The organism is Ensifer meliloti, from assembly GCF_030064585.1.
Classification (GTDB): domain Bacteria; phylum Pseudomonadota; class Alphaproteobacteria; order Rhizobiales; family Rhizobiaceae; genus Sinorhizobium; species Sinorhizobium meliloti.
This window is the reverse complement of record NZ_CP120364.1, coordinates 103,952-122,247: the sequence shown is the minus strand read 5'-3', so window position 1 is coordinate 122,247 and position 18,296 is coordinate 103,952. Positions and strand designations below refer to the sequence as shown.

General features: G+C 63.7%; 15 protein-coding genes. 12 read left to right on the top strand and 3 right to left on the bottom strand.

Annotation, left to right across the window (positions count from 1 at the left end; all coding sequences use genetic code 11):
* Positions 1-57: 57 nt before the first annotated feature.
* From phnD to phnN, 6 genes are all read left to right on the top strand, one after another.
* Positions 58-963, top strand: a complete 906-nt coding sequence (phnD, locus tag PZL22_RS00505; RefSeq protein WP_010975698.1) for a phosphonate ABC transporter substrate-binding protein — start codon at positions 58-60, stop codon at positions 961-963.
* Positions 964-1,136: 173 nt separating this feature from the next.
* Entirely contained in the window at positions 1,137-2,099 is a 963-nt protein-coding gene (gene phnE / locus PZL22_RS00500; RefSeq protein ID WP_284718398.1) for a phosphonate ABC transporter, permease protein PhnE, read from the top strand.
* Positions 2,100-2,108: 9 nt separating this feature from the next.
* Complete coding sequence (gene phnE / locus PZL22_RS00495; RefSeq protein WP_284718397.1) at positions 2,109-3,626, top strand: phosphonate ABC transporter, permease protein PhnE; 1,518 nt, start codon at positions 2,109-2,111, stop codon at positions 3,624-3,626.
* Positions 3,627-3,960: 334 nt separating this feature from the next.
* Positions 3,961-4,668, top strand: coding sequence for a DUF1045 domain-containing protein (locus PZL22_RS00490; protein ID WP_003536452.1), 708 nt, complete (start codon positions 3,961-3,963; stop codon positions 4,666-4,668).
* 1 nt (position 4,669) lies between these two features.
* Positions 4,670-5,809, top strand: a complete 1,140-nt coding sequence (locus PZL22_RS00485; RefSeq protein WP_013850709.1) for an alpha-D-ribose 1-methylphosphonate 5-triphosphate diphosphatase — start codon at positions 4,670-4,672, stop codon at positions 5,807-5,809.
* Positions 5,806-6,393, top strand: coding sequence for a phosphonate metabolism protein/1,5-bisphosphokinase (PRPP-forming) PhnN (gene phnN, locus PZL22_RS00480; RefSeq protein ID WP_284718396.1), 588 nt, complete (start codon positions 5,806-5,808; stop codon positions 6,391-6,393). Before PZL22_RS00485 ends, phnN begins: the two co-directional genes overlap by 4 nt.
* Before the next feature lie 19 nt (positions 6,394-6,412).
* Here the strand turns inward: phnN and PZL22_RS00475 are convergent, their stop codons facing one another.
* Positions 6,413-6,784: an ArsR/SmtB family transcription factor gene (locus PZL22_RS00475; protein ID WP_284718395.1), complete on the bottom strand. Its 372-nt coding sequence runs from the start codon at positions 6,782-6,784 to the stop codon at positions 6,413-6,415.
* An 89-nt stretch (positions 6,785-6,873) separates the two neighbouring features.
* On the opposite strand from PZL22_RS00475, the gene PZL22_RS00470 reads away from it, so the two are divergent.
* The 6 genes from PZL22_RS00470 (at position 6,874) to hutU (ending at position 15,365) form a co-directional block, all read left to right on the top strand.
* The gene (locus PZL22_RS00470; protein WP_284718394.1) at positions 6,874-8,058 is read left to right on the top strand and encodes an MFS transporter; all 1,185 of its coding nucleotides are present in this window, start codon (positions 6,874-6,876) and stop codon (positions 8,056-8,058) included.
* 467 nt (positions 8,059-8,525) lie between these two features.
* Positions 8,526-9,890, top strand: a complete 1,365-nt coding sequence (gene ltrA / locus PZL22_RS00465; protein ID WP_284718393.1) for a group II intron reverse transcriptase/maturase — start codon at positions 8,526-8,528, stop codon at positions 9,888-9,890.
* 202 nt (positions 9,891-10,092) lie between these two features.
* Entirely contained in the window at positions 10,093-11,340 is a 1,248-nt protein-coding gene (gene hutI, locus PZL22_RS00460) for an imidazolonepropionase (RefSeq protein ID WP_284718392.1), read from the top strand.
* Complete coding sequence (hutH, locus tag PZL22_RS00455) at positions 11,337-12,872, top strand: histidine ammonia-lyase (RefSeq protein ID WP_284718391.1); 1,536 nt, start codon at positions 11,337-11,339, stop codon at positions 12,870-12,872. The genes hutI and hutH overlap by 4 nt, the downstream gene beginning before the upstream one ends.
* 1 nt (position 12,873) lies before the next feature.
* Positions 12,874-13,689, top strand: coding sequence for an N-formylglutamate deformylase (gene hutG / locus PZL22_RS00450; RefSeq protein WP_284718390.1), 816 nt, complete (start codon positions 12,874-12,876; stop codon positions 13,687-13,689).
* A gap of 2 nt (positions 13,690-13,691) precedes the next feature.
* Positions 13,692-15,365: a urocanate hydratase gene (gene hutU, locus PZL22_RS00445; RefSeq protein WP_284718504.1), complete on the top strand. Its 1,674-nt coding sequence runs from the start codon at positions 13,692-13,694 to the stop codon at positions 15,363-15,365.
* A 204-nt stretch (positions 15,366-15,569) separates the two neighbouring features.
* Here hutU and PZL22_RS00440 read toward each other — a convergent pair whose 3' ends face one another.
* Together PZL22_RS00440 and PZL22_RS00435 are read right to left on the bottom strand one after the other, a co-directional pair.
* Positions 15,570-16,784, bottom strand: a complete 1,215-nt coding sequence (locus PZL22_RS00440; RefSeq protein WP_284718389.1) for an MFS transporter — start codon at positions 16,782-16,784, stop codon at positions 15,570-15,572.
* A gap of 72 nt (positions 16,785-16,856) precedes the next feature.
* Entirely contained in the window at positions 16,857-18,290 is a 1,434-nt protein-coding gene (locus tag PZL22_RS00435) for a M81 family metallopeptidase (protein ID WP_284718388.1), read from the bottom strand.
* Positions 18,291-18,296 lie beyond the last annotated feature (6 nt).

Genomic DNA, 18,296 nt, shown 5'->3' with positions numbered 1-18,296 from the left:
CCTTTTCGAAACCGAGAAAGACCCCGGCGCGTCCGGGAAAACGGGAGAACGAACCCAATGCTTAAAAAAGCTCTTCTGAGCGCGGTCGCGCTTTTCGCCCTCGTCGGCCACGCACAGGCCGAAGACCTGAAGGAATTCCGCGTCGGCATCATCGGCGGCGAAAACGAAGCCGACCGCCTGCGCAACTACCAGTGCCTCGTCGATCAGCTCCCGGCAGCCATCGGCGTCGAGAAGGTCTCCCTCTTCCCGGCGGCCGACTATGACGGCGTGATCCAGGGCCTCCTCGGCGGCACGCTCGATTACGCCGAACTCGGCGCCTCCGGCTATGCCAAGATCTATCTCGCCAAGGCAGACGCGGTCGAGCCGATCCTGACGACCGTCCAGACCGACGGCTCCACGGGCTATCATTCGATCATGGTCGCCCGCAAGGACTCGGGCATTACAAAGCTCGAAGACTTGAAGGGCAAGAAGCTCGGCTTCGCCGATCCGGACTCGACCTCGGGCTATCTCGTTCCCCTCGTCACCCTGCCGGAAGCGATCGGCGCGCCGGTCAAGGAATATTTCGGCGAGACCGGCTTCGGCGGCGGTCACGAGAACCTCGTGCTTGAAGTCGTGAAGGGCACCTTCGATGCCGGCACGACCTTCGGCTCGGGCGTCGGCGAGTTCAAGGACGGCTACACCTCGGGCAACCTGCGCAAGATGGTCGACAAGGGTATCGTCGACATGAACGACCTCGTCGAACTGTGGAAATCGCCGCTGATCCCGAACGGCCCGATCGTCGTGCGTACCGCATTGAACGACGACATGAAGGCCAAGTTCAAGCAGTTCATGATGGATCTGCCGAAGACCGACGCCGCCTGCTTCTCCGCCATCCAGGGCGGCGACTTCACCGGTTTCGTCGAGGTCAACAGCGATTTCTACAAGCCGATCATCGACGCCCGCAAGGCGACGATCGGCGGCTGATCGCCGAACGCGCGTCATCCTGCGCCGGCCGCAAAGCTGCGGCCGGCGTTCGACTATCGGGCACCTGCAGCCGCCCGCTCCGGATCGTCTCGATCAAACGATCCCACTTTTTGAAACGACGCACTTCCTCTTCCCGGAAGCGCTCTAGAGGCCGGCCCCCAGCCGGAAACCCAATGGCCACTTCCGTGTCTAAACGGCACCTCAGCGAGAACGGCGCTCTTATCGAGCGTCACTGGCAGGAGCTCAACAATCGCCGGCGTCTCTATACCTGGCTCGGTCTCGCATTTCTCGCGTTGACGCTTTTCAGTTCGCTCTGGTTCGCGAACGAGTCGAACGCGGGCAAGTTCTTCGACCGGCTGCCGCACTTCTTCGATTTCGTCGGACATCTCATGCCGCGCGATCCGATAGAGATCGTTCGCGCCCTCTTCGACCTGCCTTCGCCCTATGACGACGGCAGTTTCAAATACAATTACCCGGATGGGCGCCTCTATGTGACCGAGAGCTTCTACGTCCCGGAATATGTTCACAAGATGCTGGAGACCGTGAACATCGCCATCTTTTCGACTGTCATCGGCGTCTTCTTCGGCTTCATCCTGTGCTTCCTCGCCGCGAAAAATCTGATGCCCAATCCCTGGATCAGGGGCATCGTACGCCGGCTGATGGAAATCCTGCGCGCCTTTCCGGAAGTCGTCATCGCCGGCTTTTTCCTAGCAATCCTTTCGCTTGGGCCTATTCCCGCCATCGCTGCGGTGTCGATCCACACGATCGGCGCGCTCGGCAAGCTGTTCTTCGAAGTGGTCGAGAATGCGGACATGAAACCGGAGGAAGGTCTGCGTGCCGTCGGCGCCAACTGGATCGAGCGGGTCTGGTTCGGCATGGTCCCCCAGGTGCTGCCCAATTTCACCAGCTATTTTCTGCTCCGGCTCGAAATCAACGTGCGCGCCTCGACGATCATCGGCGCCGTCGGCGGGGGCGGCATCGGGGAACTCCTGCGCCTGTCGATCGGCCAGGGGCATGAAGCGAAGACGCTCGCGATCGTCCTCCTGCTCTTCGCCACGATCTTCGCCGTCGATCAGTTCTCCGCCTGGCTTCGCCGCCGCCTCGTGGGCGACCAGGCCTTTCAGCTTGCGCAATAGGACCGCATCATGATTGCCTCGACAAACCTCGATGCGCGCGAAATGGAAGCTATCGCAGCGCGCCACCCGCATCTCCTGCAGTCGTCGGCCGCCAAGCGGCGCAGCACGGCACTGATAACGGCTGGCGTCGTTCTTTACATGATCTTCAGCTGGTGGTTCTTCTCGATCGGGCACGTGCTCGCCAATGCCAATTGGGGGATTGCCGGCACCTATCTCGCAGACTGGGTATCTTACGAAGTGCGGCCCGAGATCGCCGTCGCACCCGATGGAACGATGAGCGTGTCCTTCGGGCGCAATTCGCCGCTTGGAGACGATCCGAGCCCGGAATGGGTCACGCTCGAAAAGGAGACGGTGACGCGAACCGTCGCCGCTCCGGCGGCCGCGGCGCAAGTCCAGAAGCCAAAGACCGCCTCCTCGTTCAGCTTCATGGCGCCCAACGCGGCGCGCGGCGCCGACACGAATTCGACGCCGCAGGAAGATGCCGCCACGACCCGCACCGAAGAAGTCGTCACGCACGCCGTGGTGAAGTTCGATAGCTCCACGCGTATCGACGTCGCCGAAAAGCTGGTGACAGTCACACACTCGGGCGAGACGCTCGTGCTTCAGGTCGACGGCGCGGACAACGTGACGCCGGAAGGACCCCTTCCCTCCTGGGCGATCCAGAAGCGGCCGGGCGAGAAGGTGACGCTGTCCTTCGGCGCCACCGGCTGGGCCGAAGTGGAGGGCGACGAGGTCTCCATCCGCAATCGCTTCTTCGGCTGGGTGAATTTCCTCTTCGACACCAACTCGCCCTTCTTCGGGAAGCCCTACAGCGAAGTCGCCTCCTTGATCGTCTCTGGAGAACGGATCGATCCGGCGCGCTCAAATCTCTCCCTTGCCTGGAACAACACCCTCTACAATGCGGAATGGCAGCATCTGGACGTGTGGACCAAGCTCCTGCAGACGATCGTCATGGCTTTCGTCGGAACGCTCTTCGCTTCCTTCATCGCCTTCCCGCTTTGCTTCCTCGCGGCGCGCAACATCACGCCGAGCCGCCTCACCAATCAGTTCGTGAAGCGTTTCTTCGATTTCCTGCGGTCGGTCGACATGTTCATCTGGGCGCTGTTCTTCACGCGCGCCTTCGGGCCCGGGCCGCTCGCGGGCATCTCGGCGATCTTCTTCACCGACACGGGCACGCTGGGCAAGCTCTACTCCGAAGCGCTCGAGAATATCGACGACAAGCAGCGTGAGGGCGTCAAATCGGTCGGCGCCGCGCCGGTCGCCGTGCAGCGCTTCGGCGTGCTGCCGCAGGTCCTGCCGGTCTTTGCCAGCCAGGCCCTCTATTTCTGGGAGTCGAACACGCGTTCGGCCACCATTATCGGCGCCGTCGGCGCCGGCGGGATCGGCCTAAAGCTGTGGGAGGCGATGCGCACAAATTCGGATTGGGAAAATGTCGCCTATATGGTGCTGCTGATCTTGATGGTCGTGTTCGTTTTCGACAGCATCTCCAATCTCTGCCGATCGCGCCTCATCGGCCGTACACACTAGAGCGGGATGAGAAAAAGTGTGCGGTTTTCCGCCCGCATCCCGCGTCTCAACTTTCTGGAATCGATCACGTTCATGTTTTTTGGGTCGACCCGACCTAGAATCATTGTGATCTAGAAACGGATCGGCCGATTCGGATAATGACGAACTGATTCTGATAACTGGAGCGGGAGCAGGCGAAGCTGCAAACAATCCATCCCGCTCCGAACCGATTTGCGTTCTGAGCCGATGTCATCATGATGTTGTCATGCAAATCGGCTAGCTGCGCATTTCATCCCGCGAACCATCGACTCGGGGCAAACTGCGTCGAGGCGACTGATGAAGAAAGTGTGAACCCGTGCGCTATGCAATCTACTTCGCGCCGCCGTCCGATGACCGGCTGTCGCAGACCGCTTCGCGTTGGCTGGGACGCGACGCGTTCACCGGCGGCGCTCTGGACTGCCCGGAAAATCCGGCAATAGGACGTGAAGAGCAGATGGCATTGACGACCGAGCCCCGCCGTTACGGCTTCCACGGGACTCTGAAGGCACCCTTCGGGCTTAGCTCCAGCCGCCGTGAAGCCGACTTGATCGCGGCTTTCGACGAGTTCGCCGCGGAGATCGAGCCGTTCGAAGTGCCGGAGATCGTCCTGCATCAGATCGGCCCCTTCTTCGCGCTCGTCTCCGCCGAGCCTTGTCCGCCCCTGCAGCGCCTTGCGGAGCAGGCGGTTCGCCGTTTCGAGCCATTCCGGGCGCCGCTTTCGGAAGCCGATCTCGCCCGCCGCAATCCGGAGAGGCTTACGCAGCGTCAGCGCGAGTACCTGGCCGCATGGGGCTACCCATACGTCTTCGAGGAGTTCCAGTTCCATCTGACACTGACGGGGCCGGTGCCCGAAGAAATGCAGCGGCCCATGAGAATGGCGCTCGAAACGGTCTTCGCCGAATTCATCGGCAAGCCGCTTGCCGTCTCGACGATTGCGCTTTTCGCCGAAGAGCGCCGCGGCGCTCCTTTCACCGTCCATTCCCTGCTGCCGCTTGGCGGCGCATCCGAACGAAAGATTGCATGACATGCCCAAAGAACAGGTTTTGACCAACGCCCGCATCGTTCTGGAGGACCGGATCCTCGACGGTTCGGTGCTGATCCGCGACGGCAGGATCGCCGACATCTCCGAAGGGGCGAGCGCCACGGGCGAGGATTTCGAGGGTGACTACCTGCTGCCCGGGCTGGTCGAACTGCACACCGACCATCTCGAGGCGCATTATTCTCCGCGCCCCGGGGTTCGCTGGCTGAAGATCGCGGCCATCCAGGCCCATGACGCCCAGGTCGTCACCTCCGGCATCACCACCGTCTTCGATTGTCTGCGCCTGGGCTCGGACGAGGACAGCGGCTTTCCGAAGGGCGAGATGCGCAGCATGGCCGATGCGCTCGCCCAGGCCAAGCAAGAGGGCCGTCTGCGGGCCGATCACCTGATCCATCTGCGCTGCGAAGTGTCGACCGCCGACGTGCTGGAGCACTATGAGGACTTCCGGAACGACCCGCAGGTCCGTCTGGTTTCGCTGATGGACCACGCGCCCGGGCAGCGCCAGTTCCAGACGATGGACCAGTACACGCTCTACTACAAAACCAAGCGCGGCCTTACCGACGACGCGTTCGCCGCATTCATCGAGCGTCAGCAGGCGCTCTCGGCCCGCTATGCGACACCGCATCGAAACGCGCTCGCAAAAGCCTGCGCCGAGCGCGGCATCACGGTCGCCAGCCACGACGATGCGACGGTCGAGCATGTCGAAGAATCGATCGGCTACGGCATTCGCCTTGCGGAGTTCCCGACAAGCTTTGAGGCGGCGGAAGCCTCGCACCGCGCGGGCCTCAGCGTGTTGATGGGCGCGCCCAATATCGTGCGCGGCAAGTCACATTCCGGCAATATCGCCGCGCGCGATCTAGCGAAGCGCGGCGTCCTCGACGTGCTTTCTTCCGATTACGTTCCCTTCAGCCTGATCCATGCGCCTTTCATACTGGCAGACGAGGTCGAATCGATCGGCCTTCCCGAGGCTATTGCGATGGTGACGGCGACGCCCGCCCGCACAGTCGGGCTCGAAGATCGCGGCCGGATCGCCGTGGGGCTGCGCGCCGACATCGCGCGCGTCCGCCGGCCGGAGGGCATACCGGTCGTCCGCTCGGTCTGGCGCGAAGGACGGCGTGTCGCATGACCACCGCCGATCGAGTATCCGGAACGCTCATCGTCGTCGTCGGTCCGAGCGGTGCCGGGAAAGACAGCGTCATGGGCTTTGCCGCCCGCCATTTCGCGCAGCGGCCCGATATTCTCTTCGTCCGGCGGGCGATCACAAGACCGTCGGATGCAGGCGGCGAAGTGCACGAAAGCGTGTCCGACGCCGAATTCGAGGAGATGAGCCGGAGCGGCGCTTTTGCCGTTTCGTGGCAGGCGCATGGGTTGAGCTACGGCATCCCGGCAGAGATCGCCGAAAAGATCGCCAAAGGCATGACCGCGATCGTAAACGGCAGCCGCGCCGCCCTCCCCGCCATTCGTCAGGCGTTCGGTACGATCGCCGTTGCGGTGATCACCGCCGAGCCGCCGGTGCTGGCGAAGCGGCTGGCGGAGCGCGGCCGGGAGAGCGAGGAAGACGTGCTCCGCCGCCTGACGCGGCAGGCACCCGACATCATCGCCGATGCCGACGTAACGGTCATCGACAACAGCGGCAGGCTGGATGTGGCGGGCCGGCAATTCGTCGCGCTGGTCGAGCGGCACTCAGCTAAGCGCCATCACCCGGCCTGAAGAAGAGGCGGGCGGTTCTTTATCGCGCCTCGCCTTGTGCCAGGGCCTCCTCCTCTGCATCCTCGATCTTCTTGACCATGGGCAGGTCCACCGCGGCGGTGATAATGGAATCGAGGAGGCCGGGAAAGCGGATGTCGAGATCGTCGCGCCGCAGCGTGATCAACCGGCTGGTACCGGAGACCTCGGTACGCGTGATGCCCGCCTCGCGCAGCTTGGCCAGATGATAGCTGATATTGGTCTTGGAGCCGAAATCCGTGAAGTTCAGGCACATGGTCGGCCGTCCGGCGCGGCGGGCGAGATAGCCCACGATCGCCAGGCGCGTCGGATCGCCGAGGGCCGCTAGGACACTGGACAGGGTGATCTGATCGGCGGTGGGATGCGGTAGGGTCATTGGATCAACGATTAGCAGTCTCGGCATATTGACACGGCGAGCAACCAAGTTCAATAGTTCAATATCTTTTGAACAAGCGGGGTCTCCCGATGGACAAGCGCATCATCTGGCTCGCCGTTGGCTCTTTTACGATGAGCACGGTCGGCTTCGTCTTTTCAAGCCTTTTGCCGTCGATCGCTGCCGACACGCACACGACCATTCCACATGCGGGGCACCTGATCACGCTGTTCTCGCTTTCCTATGCCATCGGCGCGCCGCTGCTTTCGGCCCTGGCCGGCGCGGCGGACCGGCGTCGACTGCTGGTGAATGCAATGCTCGTATTCGTCGTCGGCAACTGCATCGCGGCGATGAGCGTCTCCTTCACCACGCTGCTGCTCGCCCAGATCGTGATGGGAATGGCAAGCGGACTGTTTGCCGCCACGGCGCAAGCGACGGCGGTTTCACTGGCAGGACCGGAGCACCGCGCATTGGCGATTTCAATCGTGGTGGGCGGCACCACATTCGCCGTGGCGCTGGGCGCGCCCCTCGGCGCGCTGATTGCCGCCTTCTGGGGATGGCGCGGCACGTTCGGGGCGGTCGCTCTGCTTGGGCTCACCTGCGCTGCCGTGCTCTGGCTGCGCCTGCCGCGGGGCCTCAGTGGAACGAAGCTGACAATGTCCGAGCGCTTCGGCGCCATCGGCCGTCCGGGCGTGGCCTCGTCGCTCATGGTGACGTTTCTGTATCTCACCGGCGGCTTCATGATCATCTCTTATCTCGCCCCGCTGGCGATCGACGGAGCCGGGCTTTCGCAACTGGCGCTGCCGGGGCTGTTGCTCGCCTTCGGGGTCGGCGCGGTGATCGGCAATCTCTCCAGCGGCTATCTGGCCGACCGGCTCGGCGCCACGCGCGTGGTGACAGCTTCGCTGATCTCCGCGCTCGCGGTCTCGCTGATGATCGCCTTCGGCCTGCACTTCCTCACGCGCGATCTCGCCGGCTTGCTGCTGATCGGCATAATGGTGCCATGGGGAATCGTCGGTTGGGCGTTTCCGCCGGCCCAGGCGAGCCGCATCGTCGGCTTCGCGCCGGAGGTTGCCCATTTGACCCTGTCGCTCAACGCCTCGGCGATCTATCTCGGCATCGCGACCGGCACGGCGATCGGCGGACGGGTGCTCGAGAATACGGCTGCCGCGGATCTCGGCTTCTTCGCGGCACTGTTTCCGGTGGCTTCGCTCGCCGTCCTTTATGCAGGACTGCGATCCCATCGGCGGCGCCTGGCGACTGCGGCGGCGGAATAGCTTCCCGCTTCCGCATAGTCGCCGACGCAGGCCAGACCTCAGTTCTCTCCATAAGCCCCGGACGGAAGTTCGGGGCTTTTCTGTGGTGCGCCCGGCATGGGCGCATTCCTGGGGGGGAAGTCCCGCCACGAGCTGGTCACAGCGAGTGAAGTGAAGCGCAACTGCGTGAGGGTGACCGAGCGTGGGGAGGAAGCGTGGAGCGTAAACCGCGTGCCGATGAACAAGAACCGGATATGAGGCGGTGCCGACCAGGGCGAGCGGGCCATGAACCGCGAAGCTCTCGTGACCAAGGGGCGGCGGCGTAGATCCGGCGGTGGTGCGGTGAAGGAATGCGTTCTTACCCGGGGAGATCTCGCCTTGCGCCTGAAAGGGCGACGGTGTCGAGCCGGAGCGAGAAGTCAGCAGAGGTCGTAGTAGCCGTATCCGCGGCGAAGGACCGAACGAAGAGGAGTGCTTGAGGCATAGCGATGCAGGAAGCCAGGCATCAGATGCCCGCGAGAGCGGGGCGGTCCGGGGGGAGACAGGGTGAAGCCGCCCTGTCTGAACCGGGCAGCGATGAAGCGACCTGCCCGCGCTGTGACGCGCAGAGCACAGGGCCGGGGCTGCTGGAAGCGGCCCTGGCGCGCGAGAACCTGCAAAGAGCTTGGAAACGGGTGAAGGCCACCAAGGGCGCGGCTGGTGCGGACGGTCTGTCCATCGAGGCGACCGCGGCTCATCTGCGCACGTCGTGGCCTGGCATCCGCGAACGGGTTCTGGCGGGAACGTACCGGCCGATGCCGGTGCGACGGGTGACGATCCCGAAACCGGATGGGGGCGAGCGCGAGCTCGGCATCCCGACGGTGACGGATCGCTTGATCCAGCAGGCGCTGCTGCAAGTGCTGCAGCCGCTCCTTGATCCCACTTTCAGCGAGCACAGCCACGGCTTCCGGCCGGGCCGTAGTGCGCATGACGCTGTCCTCGAGGCGCAGTCATACGTGCAGTCGGGCCGGCGGATTGTCGTGGACGTCGACCTGGAGAAGTTCTTCGACCGGGTCAACCACGACATCCTGATCGACCGCCTCAGCAAACGGATATCGGACAAGCGGGTTATCCGCCTGATCCGGGCCTATCTGAACAGCGGCATCATGGACCATGGCGTGGTCCAGGAGCGGGTGATGGGCACGCCGCAAGGCGGGCCGCTGTCGCCGCTTCTGGCCAATGTGCTGCTCGATGAGGTGGATAAGGAACTGGAACGCCGGGGCCATTGCTTCGTGCGCTATGCGGACGACTGCAACGTTTACGTTGGCAGCCGCAAGGCGGGCGAACGGGTCATGGCGCTTCTGCGGCGGCTTTACGGACGGCTGCACCTGACGATCAACGAGGGCAAGAGCGCGGTTGCCAGTGTGTTTGGCCGCAAGTTCCTCGGCTTCAGCTTCTGGCGGGGCCGGGATGGCGCGGTCAAGCGCAGGGTGGCCGACAAGCCGCTCAAGGCGTTCAAGCGCCGCGTCCGGCAACTGACCCGCCGTTCGGGCGGGCGCAGCATGGCGGAAGTGGCCGAGCGCCTGCGCGTCTATGTTCTGGGTTGGAAAGCCTACTTCCGGCTGGCACAAACTCCAAGGCTCTTCAAGGAGCTGGAGGAATGGATGCGCCACCGGGTGCGCGCGATCCAGCTCAAGCACTGGAAGCGTGGCAAGACCACCTACAAGGCCCTGCTTGCCAAGGGCGCCAAGCCCGAAGTGGCACGGCAGATCGCGGTCAACAGCCGCAGATGGTGGCGCAACAGCGGCATGTTGCTCAATTCGGTCCTAACCCTCAGGTGGATGGATGCCCTCCGTATCCCCCGCCTCGCCTGACCTCAACTCTTCGAACCGCCCGGTGCGGACCCGCATGCCGGGTGGTGTGGCAGGGGCGCGGTCACAACGGCCGCCCCCTATGCCGATCCTGTTTCAGTGCTTCTGGCCGGCAGCTCCCATCGCGTTATCTCACGGATCATATTTCTCACTTGTCATCGCCGGTATTATGTATATACATTATTGGCGAAGAAGGGCGGTACCTATGGACGGAAGCGAAAACCCAAATCCTGCCAGAACCAGCCTCTGGCGCAATGCACGCCTTGCCACACTTCGTGAGGAGCTGGGCCCACTCGGGATCATCGAAGACGGCGTTATCGCCGTTCGCGGCGAGCGGATCGTCTATGCCGGTCCCGAAGCCAGTCTGCCTTCGGAGCTTGCTTGCGCCGACCAGGTCTTCGATTGCGAAGGCCGCTGGGTCACCCCGGCGCTGATCGACTGCCACACGCATATCGTCCATGGCGGCAACCGCGCCCGGGAGTTCCAGCTCCGCCTCGAAGGCGCGACCTATGAGGAGATCGCGCGTGCCGGAGGCGGCATCGCTTCGACCGTCGAGGCAACCAACGCCCTTTCCGTCGAGGCACTCGTGGAGGCCGCACTTCCACGGCTCGACACCCTTCTCGCCGAAGGCGTGTCCACCGTCGAGGTTAAGTCGGGCTACGGTCTCAACGTCGAGGCCGAACTCAAGATGCTGCGCGCCGCCCGCCGGCTGGAAAGCCTGCGCCCGGTGCGCATCGTCACCAGTTATCTCGCAGCCCATGCGACCCCGCCGGAATTTCGCGGACGCAACGGCGACTACATCGCCGAAGTCGTCCTGCCAGGCCTCACCGCAGCTCACGCCGAAGGGCTCGCCGACGCCGTCGACGGCTTCTGTGAAGGCATAGCCTTTTCGCCGGCGGAAATCGCTTCGGTCTTCGACAGGGCGAAGTCGCTCGGCCTGCCCGTGAAGCTTCACGCCGAACAGCTTTCGGATCTCGGCGGCGCGGAGCTCGCTGCTTCCTACGGCGCTCTCTCGGCCGACCACCTCGAATATCTCGACGCTGCGGGAGCCGCCGCCATGGCGAAGGCCGGCACGGTCGCCGTCCTCCTGCCCGGGGCTTTCTACACCCTCCGGGAAAAGCAGCTTCCACCTGTCGAAGCACTCCGAGAAGCCGGAACGCGCATCGCCATCGCCACCGATTGCAACCCCGGCACTTCGCCGCTGACCTCGCTGCTCCTCACCTTGAACATGTCCGCGACGCTTTTCCGCCTGACGCTGGAGGAATGCCTCGCAGGCGTTACCCGTGAGGCCGCCCGTGCGCTCGGGATCCTCGGAGAGACCGGCACGATCGAAGCCGGCAAGTCTGCGGATCTTGCCATCTGGAACATCGATCAACCGGCGGAATTGATCTACCGCATCGGTTTCAATCCCCTTCGGGAGCGGATCTTCAAGGGTGAAAGGATTCTCCGATGACCGTCATTCTCAGGCCCGGCTCCGTTCCGCTCAGTGACCTCGAAACGATCTACTGGACCGGCGCACCGGCGCGCCTCGATGCCGCCTTCGATGCCGGCATTGCCAAGGCCGCAGCGCGGATCGCCGAGATCGTGGCGGGCAATGCGCCGGTCTACGGCATCAACACGGGCTTCGGCAAACTGGCCTCGATCAAGATCGACAGCTCCGACGTGGCGACGTTGCAGCGCAATCTGATCCTCTCGCACTGCTGCGGCGTGGGCCAGCCGCTCACGGAAAACATCGTGCGCCTGATCATGGCGCTCAAGCTGATCTCGCTCGGCCGCGGCGCCTCCGGCGTTCGGCTGGAGCTCGTCCGGCTGATCGAAGCGATGCTGGACAAGGGCGTGATCCCGCTCATTCCCGAAAAAGGCTCGGTCGGCGCTTCCGGCGACCTGGCGCCCCTTGCCCATATGGCCGCCGTGATGATGGGTCATGGCGAAGCCTTCTTTGCCGGCGAACGCATGAAAGGCGACGCTGCACTGAAGGCGGCGGGGCTCTCGCCGGTAACGCTTGCTGCCAAGGAAGGCCTGGCGCTGATCAACGGTACGCAGGTCTCCACGGCTCTCGCCCTTGCCGGGCTCTTCCGCGCGCACCGCGCCGGCCAGGCCGCCCTCATCACCGGCGCCCTTTCGACCGATGCGGCCATGGGCTCTTCCGCCCCCTTCCATCCGGATATCCACACGCTGCGCGGCCACAAAGGCCAGATCGACACGGCCGCCGCCTTACGGCAGCTGCTGACCGGCTCCCCAATTCGCCAGAGCCATATCGAGGGCGACGAGCGGGTTCAGGACCCCTATTGCATCCGCTGCCAGCCGCAGGTGGATGGCGCCTGCCTCGATCTCCTGCGCTCCGTCGCAGCCACGTTGACGATCGAAGCCAATGCCGTTACCGACAATCCGCTGGTGCTTTCGGACAATTCCGTCGTTTCCGGAGGCAACTTCCATGCCGAACCGGTCGCATTTGCCGCCGACCAGATCGCGCTCGCGGTGTGCGAAATCGGCGCCATTTCCCAGCGCCGCATCGCCCTTCTGGTCGACCCTGCGCTCAGCTACGGCCTGCCGCCCTTTCTGGCCAAGAAGCCGGGCCTCAACTCCGGACTGATGATCGCCGAGGTCACTTCGGCGGCGCTGATGTCGGAAAACAAGCAACTCTCCCATCCGGCCTCCGTCGACTCGACGCCGACCTCGGCGAACCAGGAAGACCACGTGTCCATGGCCTGCCACGGTGCGCGCCGGCTTTTGCAGATGACGGAAAACCTGTTTTCGATCATCGGCATCGAGGCGCTCGCCGCAGTGCAGGGCATCGAGTTCCGCGCCCCGCTCACCACCAGCCCGGAACTTCAAAAGGCTGCCGCAGCCGTGCGCAGCGTCTCCTCCAGTATCGAGGAAGACCGCTACATGGCCGACGACCTCAAGGCCGCGGGCGATCTCGTCGCGTCGGGCCGGTTGGCTGCCGCCGTCTCCACCGGCATTCTTCCGAAACTGGAGAACTGACATGGCCGTCTTGGAAGTCCGGCAGGGCAGCTCGCCCGTCATCCTCGGCTTTCCGCACACGGGCATCGACGTGCCTGCCTCGATCCGGGAACGGCTCAACGACAATGGCCGCATCCTCGCCGACACGGACTGGCACATCCACGATCTCTACCAAGGTCTTCTGCCGGACGCGACCGCGGTTCGCGCGACCTTTCACCGCTACGTCATAGATGCCAATCGCGATCCTGCAGGCGTCAGCCTCTATCCCGGCCAGAACACCACCGGGCTCGTGCCCGAAACCGATTTCGATGGTCTGCCTATCTGGAAAGAAGGCGAAGGTCCGACGGAGGTCGACATAACAGAGCGCCTGCGCGATTTTCACGCGCCCTATCACGCGGCGCTCGCCGCAGAGATCGCCCGCGTCAAGGCGATCCACGGCGTGGCCGTGCTTTACGATTGCCATTCTATCCGCTCGCATATTCCCTTCCTCTTCGAAGGCCGGCTGCCGGACTTCAATATCGGCACCGATATGGGAAAGACCTGCGCCACTGAAATTGAACAGGCAGCCGCAGAAATCGCAGCCGGAGCAGACGGTTACAGCCATATCCTCAATGGCCGTTTCAAGGGTGGGTGGACGACCCGTCACTATGGCCGCCCGGAACAGGGCGTGCACGCGATCCAGATGGAACTGGCGCAATCGACGCATCTGGCGACGGAAGCACCGCCCTTCACTTTGGACAGGGCGAAAGCCGACAGGCTTCGCCGTCCGCTGAAAGCCATTCTGGAACGCATCGAAACAGTCGCTAAAGAGCTCAAAAGGACAGGGAGCGAGGCATGAACATGAACAATCCGCGCCACAATATTCGCGAAGTGCGCAGCCCGCGCGGCACCGAGATCAGCGCCAAGAGCTGGCTGACGGAAGCGCCGCTCCGCATGCTGATGAACAATCTCGACCCTGATGTCGCCGAAAATCCGCACGAGCTCGTCGTCTATGGCGGCATCGGCCGCGCAGCCCGCACCTGGGCCGATTTCGACCGCATCGTGGCGTCTCTGAAGGACCTCAACGAGGACGAGACCCTCCTCGTCCAGTCCGGCAAGCCGGTCGGCGTCTTCCGCACGCACAGGGACGCTCCGCGGGTGCTGATCGCCAACTCCAATCTCGTGCCGCACTGGGCGACCTGGGATCATTTCAACGAGCTGGATAAGAAGGGTCTTGCCATGTACGGCCAGATGACCGCCGGCTCGTGGATCTATATCGGCACGCAAGGCATCGTACAGGGCACCTATGAGACCTTCGTCGAGGCCGGCCGCCAGCATTACGGCGGCAACCTGAAAGGCAAGTGGATCCTGACGGGCGGCCTCGGCGGCATGGGTGGTGCCCAGCCGCTCGCCGCCGTCATGGCCGGCGCCTGCTGCCTCGCCGTCGAATGCAACCCGGACTCGATCGATTTCCGCCTGCGCACCCGGTATCTCGATGAGAAGGCCGAGACGCTCGAAGAAGCCATGGAAATGATCGAGCGCTGGACGAAAGCCGGCGAGGCGAAATCGGTCGGCCTGCTCGGCAATGCAGCCGATATCCTCCCGGAAATGGTCCGTCGCGGCATCCGCCCCGATATGGTCACGGACCAGACCTCGGCGCATGATCCGATCAACGGCTATCTGCCGAAGGGCTGGACGATGGCCGAATGGAAGGCCAAGCGCGAGAGCGACCCGAAGGCGGTCGAGAAGGCCGCCCGCGCCTCGATGCGCGACCATGTCGAGGCGATGCTCGCCTTCTGGGATTCCGGCGTCCCGACCCTCGACTACGGCAACAACATCCGCCAGGTGGCCAAGGACGAAGGTCTCGAGCGCGCCTTCGATTTCCCCGGCTTCGTACCGGCCTATATCCGTCCGCTGTTCTGCAGGGGCATCGGCCCCTTCCGTTGGGCGGCGCTCTCCGGCGATCCGGAAGACATTTACAAGACCGACCGGAAGGTGAAGGAACTGCTGCCGGACAACAAGCACCTGCACAACTGGCTCGACATGGCGCGCGAGCGCATCGCTTTCCAGGGCCTGCCCGCACGCATCTGCTGGGTCGGACTCGGCGATCGTCACCGCCTCGGCCTCGCCTTCAATGAAATGGTGCGCAGCGGCGAACTGAAGGCCCCCATCGTCATCGGCCGCGACCACCTCGATTCCGGCTCCGTCGCCTCGCCGAATCGCGAAACCGAGGCGATGAAGGACGGCTCCGACGCGGTCTCCGACTGGCCGCTGCTGAACGCGCTTCTCAACACCGCCTCCGGCGCTACCTGGGTGTCACTGCACCACGGCGGCGGCGTCGGCATGGGCTTCTCGCAGCATTCCGGCATGGTGATCTGCTGCGACGGTACCGACGATGCGGCGCGCCGCATCGAGCGGGTCCTGTGGAACGATCCGGCAACGGGCGTCATGCGCCACGCCGATGCAGGCTATGACATTGCGGTAGACTGCGCTCGTGAAAAGGGTCTTCGCCTGCCGGGCATATTGGGCGAGTGATCTTGGCCGCTATGCAGTTTAGTGAACACAGTCAGTACCGCACCCTCCGCCCTCATCCCTGTGCTCGTCACAGGGATGGGAACAGCGCCGCGTCTGCGGTGCGGAAGAGTCTTTTCAGCCCAAGGACTTGGGCTGGCTGGATTCCTGTGACAGGCACAGGAATGAGGGGTGGTTGAAGGTGAGGCCGAGCAGCATCTGTCTTCTTCAGGACGCAGACGCTTTTCCTCGGCCGTCGCCATCCAGGAAAAGCAACAGCAAGAGCCCGGCGACGCCCGCAAGGGAGCTTAGAAGCGCGGTTCCCGAATAGTCGCTGATGCGCGTTCCGAGCGCGAAAAGAGCGGCGCCGAATCCCGCCCCCAGGAAGACGTTCACCGAGATCAGCGAGCTGCCCAGACCGGGCCGGTCAGCGATCAGTTCCTGCAGATAGGTGATCGGGATGCTGATCAGCGCCGCTGCGCCGAAAGCGCTGATGAGCGTCAACGCATAAATGTGCCAGCGCTCGGTCGAAAGCCCGAGCAGGGCCATGTTCACGACATAGATTGCCGTGCCGAGCGCAAGCGCATCGATATGGCTGAGCCGGTACTGGATACGTCCCCAGACCACGATGAACACCACCTCCAGAAAAGCGACGATACCGACGATGATGCCGATGTCGCTCACCTTGCCGCCGGCTGCACCGGTGACGATCAGCGGCAGCACCGCCGCAGTGACGTGCAGCATTGACGAGATCAGGGCGATGGCGAGAAGCCGTGCCAGAACGCGCAGCGATAATATCTCGCCGAAGCACGCGAGAAACGAGAGGCGTTTGCCCAAAGCACCGTCCACGCCCGTCTTTTCCGGCAGCAGCCGCAGGACAAGCACGAAATTGGCGAGACAGCCGAGGCTTGCCAGAAGATAGGCCGGCAGCATGCTGCCGCGCGCCGACAGCACCAATCCGACCAGTCCGGGAACCAATACCCAGGAAAGCGATATGGCTGCACGAATGCCGGAATTGACGACAGCCGCATGCCTGCCGCCCATGTCTTTCGCAGCCGTGCGGACATAGGCGAAGAGCAGCGGATTGAGTGCGCCGTGAACGGGCAACAGCATGAGGGCCGCAAGTACGAAGCTCCCCTTCGTCGGCAGTAAATAAACCGCCCCGTAACCGACAACCCCGCAGAGAATGACCGCCAGCATCAGTGTCCGATAATTGCCGACGCGGTCGGCGACGATGCCGATCGCCACGCTGACCGCAACATTGACCAGTGCCGCTGCGAAGATCAGCGCCGAATAGAACCCGTCGCTCAATCCCAGTTCGGTGATGCCGACGACCGATTGATAGGGCGACGTCGCGGCCCCCGAAAAGCCGAACAGAACGATGGCGATCATGCTTGTCCGGATGACCGGATTGCGCATGGCGATCAACAGCGGGGAAGACATGAGGGGGCAAAGTCCGCGGAAGGGGAACGTCTTGACGAAACCCGCCCGGAGACTCGGGGCGGGTCTACAATCTCAGGTCCAGCGAGCGGACAGGCTGGCGCTGGGGTGAAACTCGAAATCGCGGTCGAAGGGGAAGATCGGCCGCTGCCGGTGCAGGCTTTCCAGCTTCTCGATATCCTGATTGACGACGCCGTTCGTCAGCGCCATCAGGTTCGGATTGGCGATCGGCGCAAGCTCCGGCGAGAGATAACCGGACTTGACGACGAGCAGCCGCGCGGTCCCCGGGTGGAGATCGAGGCGGGCAAAGTCCTCTATGTTATGATAGGGGCGGCGTCGCGCCGACAACACGACCACTATGCCCCCGACCTGAACCACCGCCTGCCGCTCGGCAACCGGTCCCGGATCATCCAGACGCACCACTTTGGCCTCGACCTCTGCGGACGGGCTCGACGGGTCGAGACTGCCGCCGATCCGCAACGTCAGCGTTCCGCCCGCGCCGGTCACGAAACAGGCTTCGACGGCCGGCCGATCGGCAATGCCGGCGATCAACGCATCGCGCCAGCCACGCTCGAGAAGTGCAATCAACACATCCGCCCGGTCACCGACGCCGCCACCCGTGGGGTTGTCGCCGGAATCGGCGAGGATTACGGGCGCCGTGGTCGCCCGCTCGGCGATGTCGAGCATGTCGGCCAGCGATCCGGTGAGCGATCCGAAATGAAATTTGTCCCTTTGCTGCCAATAGTTTGCAGCGATTTCCTCAGCCGCCTTCGAAGCGGTGGCCTTGTCCGAGCCGGTGACGACGGAGCAGGCGGTCGCTCTGGGCTCGTCGGCCCAGACGTAGCCCACCATCAGATTGGCGTCGAGGATGCCGGGCCGCTTGTCGAATTCAGGCAGGACGCGATAGAGGCTCGCCGCCGGCTCGTCCTCCGTCGAAGTACGTTCTCCGGGAAGGAGAAGCGGCACCCGTGCCCAGGCGACACCGGGTCGCTTCCTGGAACGAAGCGCCTCCACCAGCATCGACCATGCGCGCACCATGGTCTCGCGCGTATCGATATGCGGCGCGGTCCGGTAGGCCGCGAAGATATCGATCTGATCGATGATCCGCTGACTGACATTGCCATGGAGATCATAGCTGACGGCAAGCGGGCAATCGGGGCCGATGACGGCGCGGGCGGCGGAGATCCAGTCGCCCTCGGCGTCGTCCATCCCGTCGACCTTGATCGCGCCGTGCATGGCGAGATAGAGCCCGTCGAGAGGGAGCGCGGCTTTGAGCCGCGCCAGGAACTCGGTCTTGAAGGCGTCATAGGCCGGGCGCGAAACGGGGCCGCCGGGGACGGCCCGTGCATGCAGGAGCGGAAGGTGGTTTATCCCTTCGGCACTCAGGAAGCCGAAATAATCCGACCGCAAGAGGTCCTCTCCCCTCAACACCCCGAAATCTTCGACCGTCATCAATACGGGCGAATAGGTGCTGCATTCCGTATGGATTCCACCGACGGCGACACGCATGGCTCA

Excerpts from the sequence above, each read along its gene's own strand:
- PZL22_RS00440 (WP_284718389.1), bottom strand. The coding sequence starts at position 16,784 with ATGTCTTCCCCGCTGTTGATCGCCATGCGCAATCCGGTCATCCGGACA.
- PZL22_RS00485 (WP_013850709.1), top strand. The coding sequence starts at position 4,670 with ATGCCCAAAGAACAGGTTTTGACCAACGCCCGCATCGTTCTGGAGGAC.
- hutU (WP_284718504.1), top strand. The coding sequence starts at position 13,692 with ATGAACAATCCGCGCCACAATATTCGCGAAGTGCGCAGCCCGCGCGGC.
- PZL22_RS00435 (WP_284718388.1), bottom strand. The coding sequence starts at position 18,290 with ATGCGTGTCGCCGTCGGTGGAATCCATACGGAATGCAGCACCTATTCG.
- phnD (WP_010975698.1), top strand. The coding sequence starts at position 58 with ATGCTTAAAAAAGCTCTTCTGAGCGCGGTCGCGCTTTTCGCCCTCGTC.
- phnE (WP_284718397.1), top strand. The coding sequence starts at position 2,109 with ATGATTGCCTCGACAAACCTCGATGCGCGCGAAATGGAAGCTATCGCA.
- phnN (WP_284718396.1), top strand. The coding sequence starts at position 5,806 with ATGACCACCGCCGATCGAGTATCCGGAACGCTCATCGTCGTCGTCGGT.
- hutH (WP_284718391.1), top strand. The coding sequence starts at position 11,337 with ATGACCGTCATTCTCAGGCCCGGCTCCGTTCCGCTCAGTGACCTCGAA.
- hutI (WP_284718392.1), top strand. The coding sequence starts at position 10,093 with ATGGACGGAAGCGAAAACCCAAATCCTGCCAGAACCAGCCTCTGGCGC.
- PZL22_RS00470 (WP_284718394.1), top strand. The coding sequence starts at position 6,874 with ATGGACAAGCGCATCATCTGGCTCGCCGTTGGCTCTTTTACGATGAGC.
- ltrA (WP_284718393.1), top strand. The coding sequence starts at position 8,526 with ATGCAGGAAGCCAGGCATCAGATGCCCGCGAGAGCGGGGCGGTCCGGG.
- hutG (WP_284718390.1), top strand. The coding sequence starts at position 12,874 with ATGGCCGTCTTGGAAGTCCGGCAGGGCAGCTCGCCCGTCATCCTCGGC.
- phnE (WP_284718398.1), top strand. The coding sequence starts at position 1,137 with ATGGCCACTTCCGTGTCTAAACGGCACCTCAGCGAGAACGGCGCTCTT.
- PZL22_RS00475 (WP_284718395.1), bottom strand. The coding sequence starts at position 6,784 with ATGACCCTACCGCATCCCACCGCCGATCAGATCACCCTGTCCAGTGTC.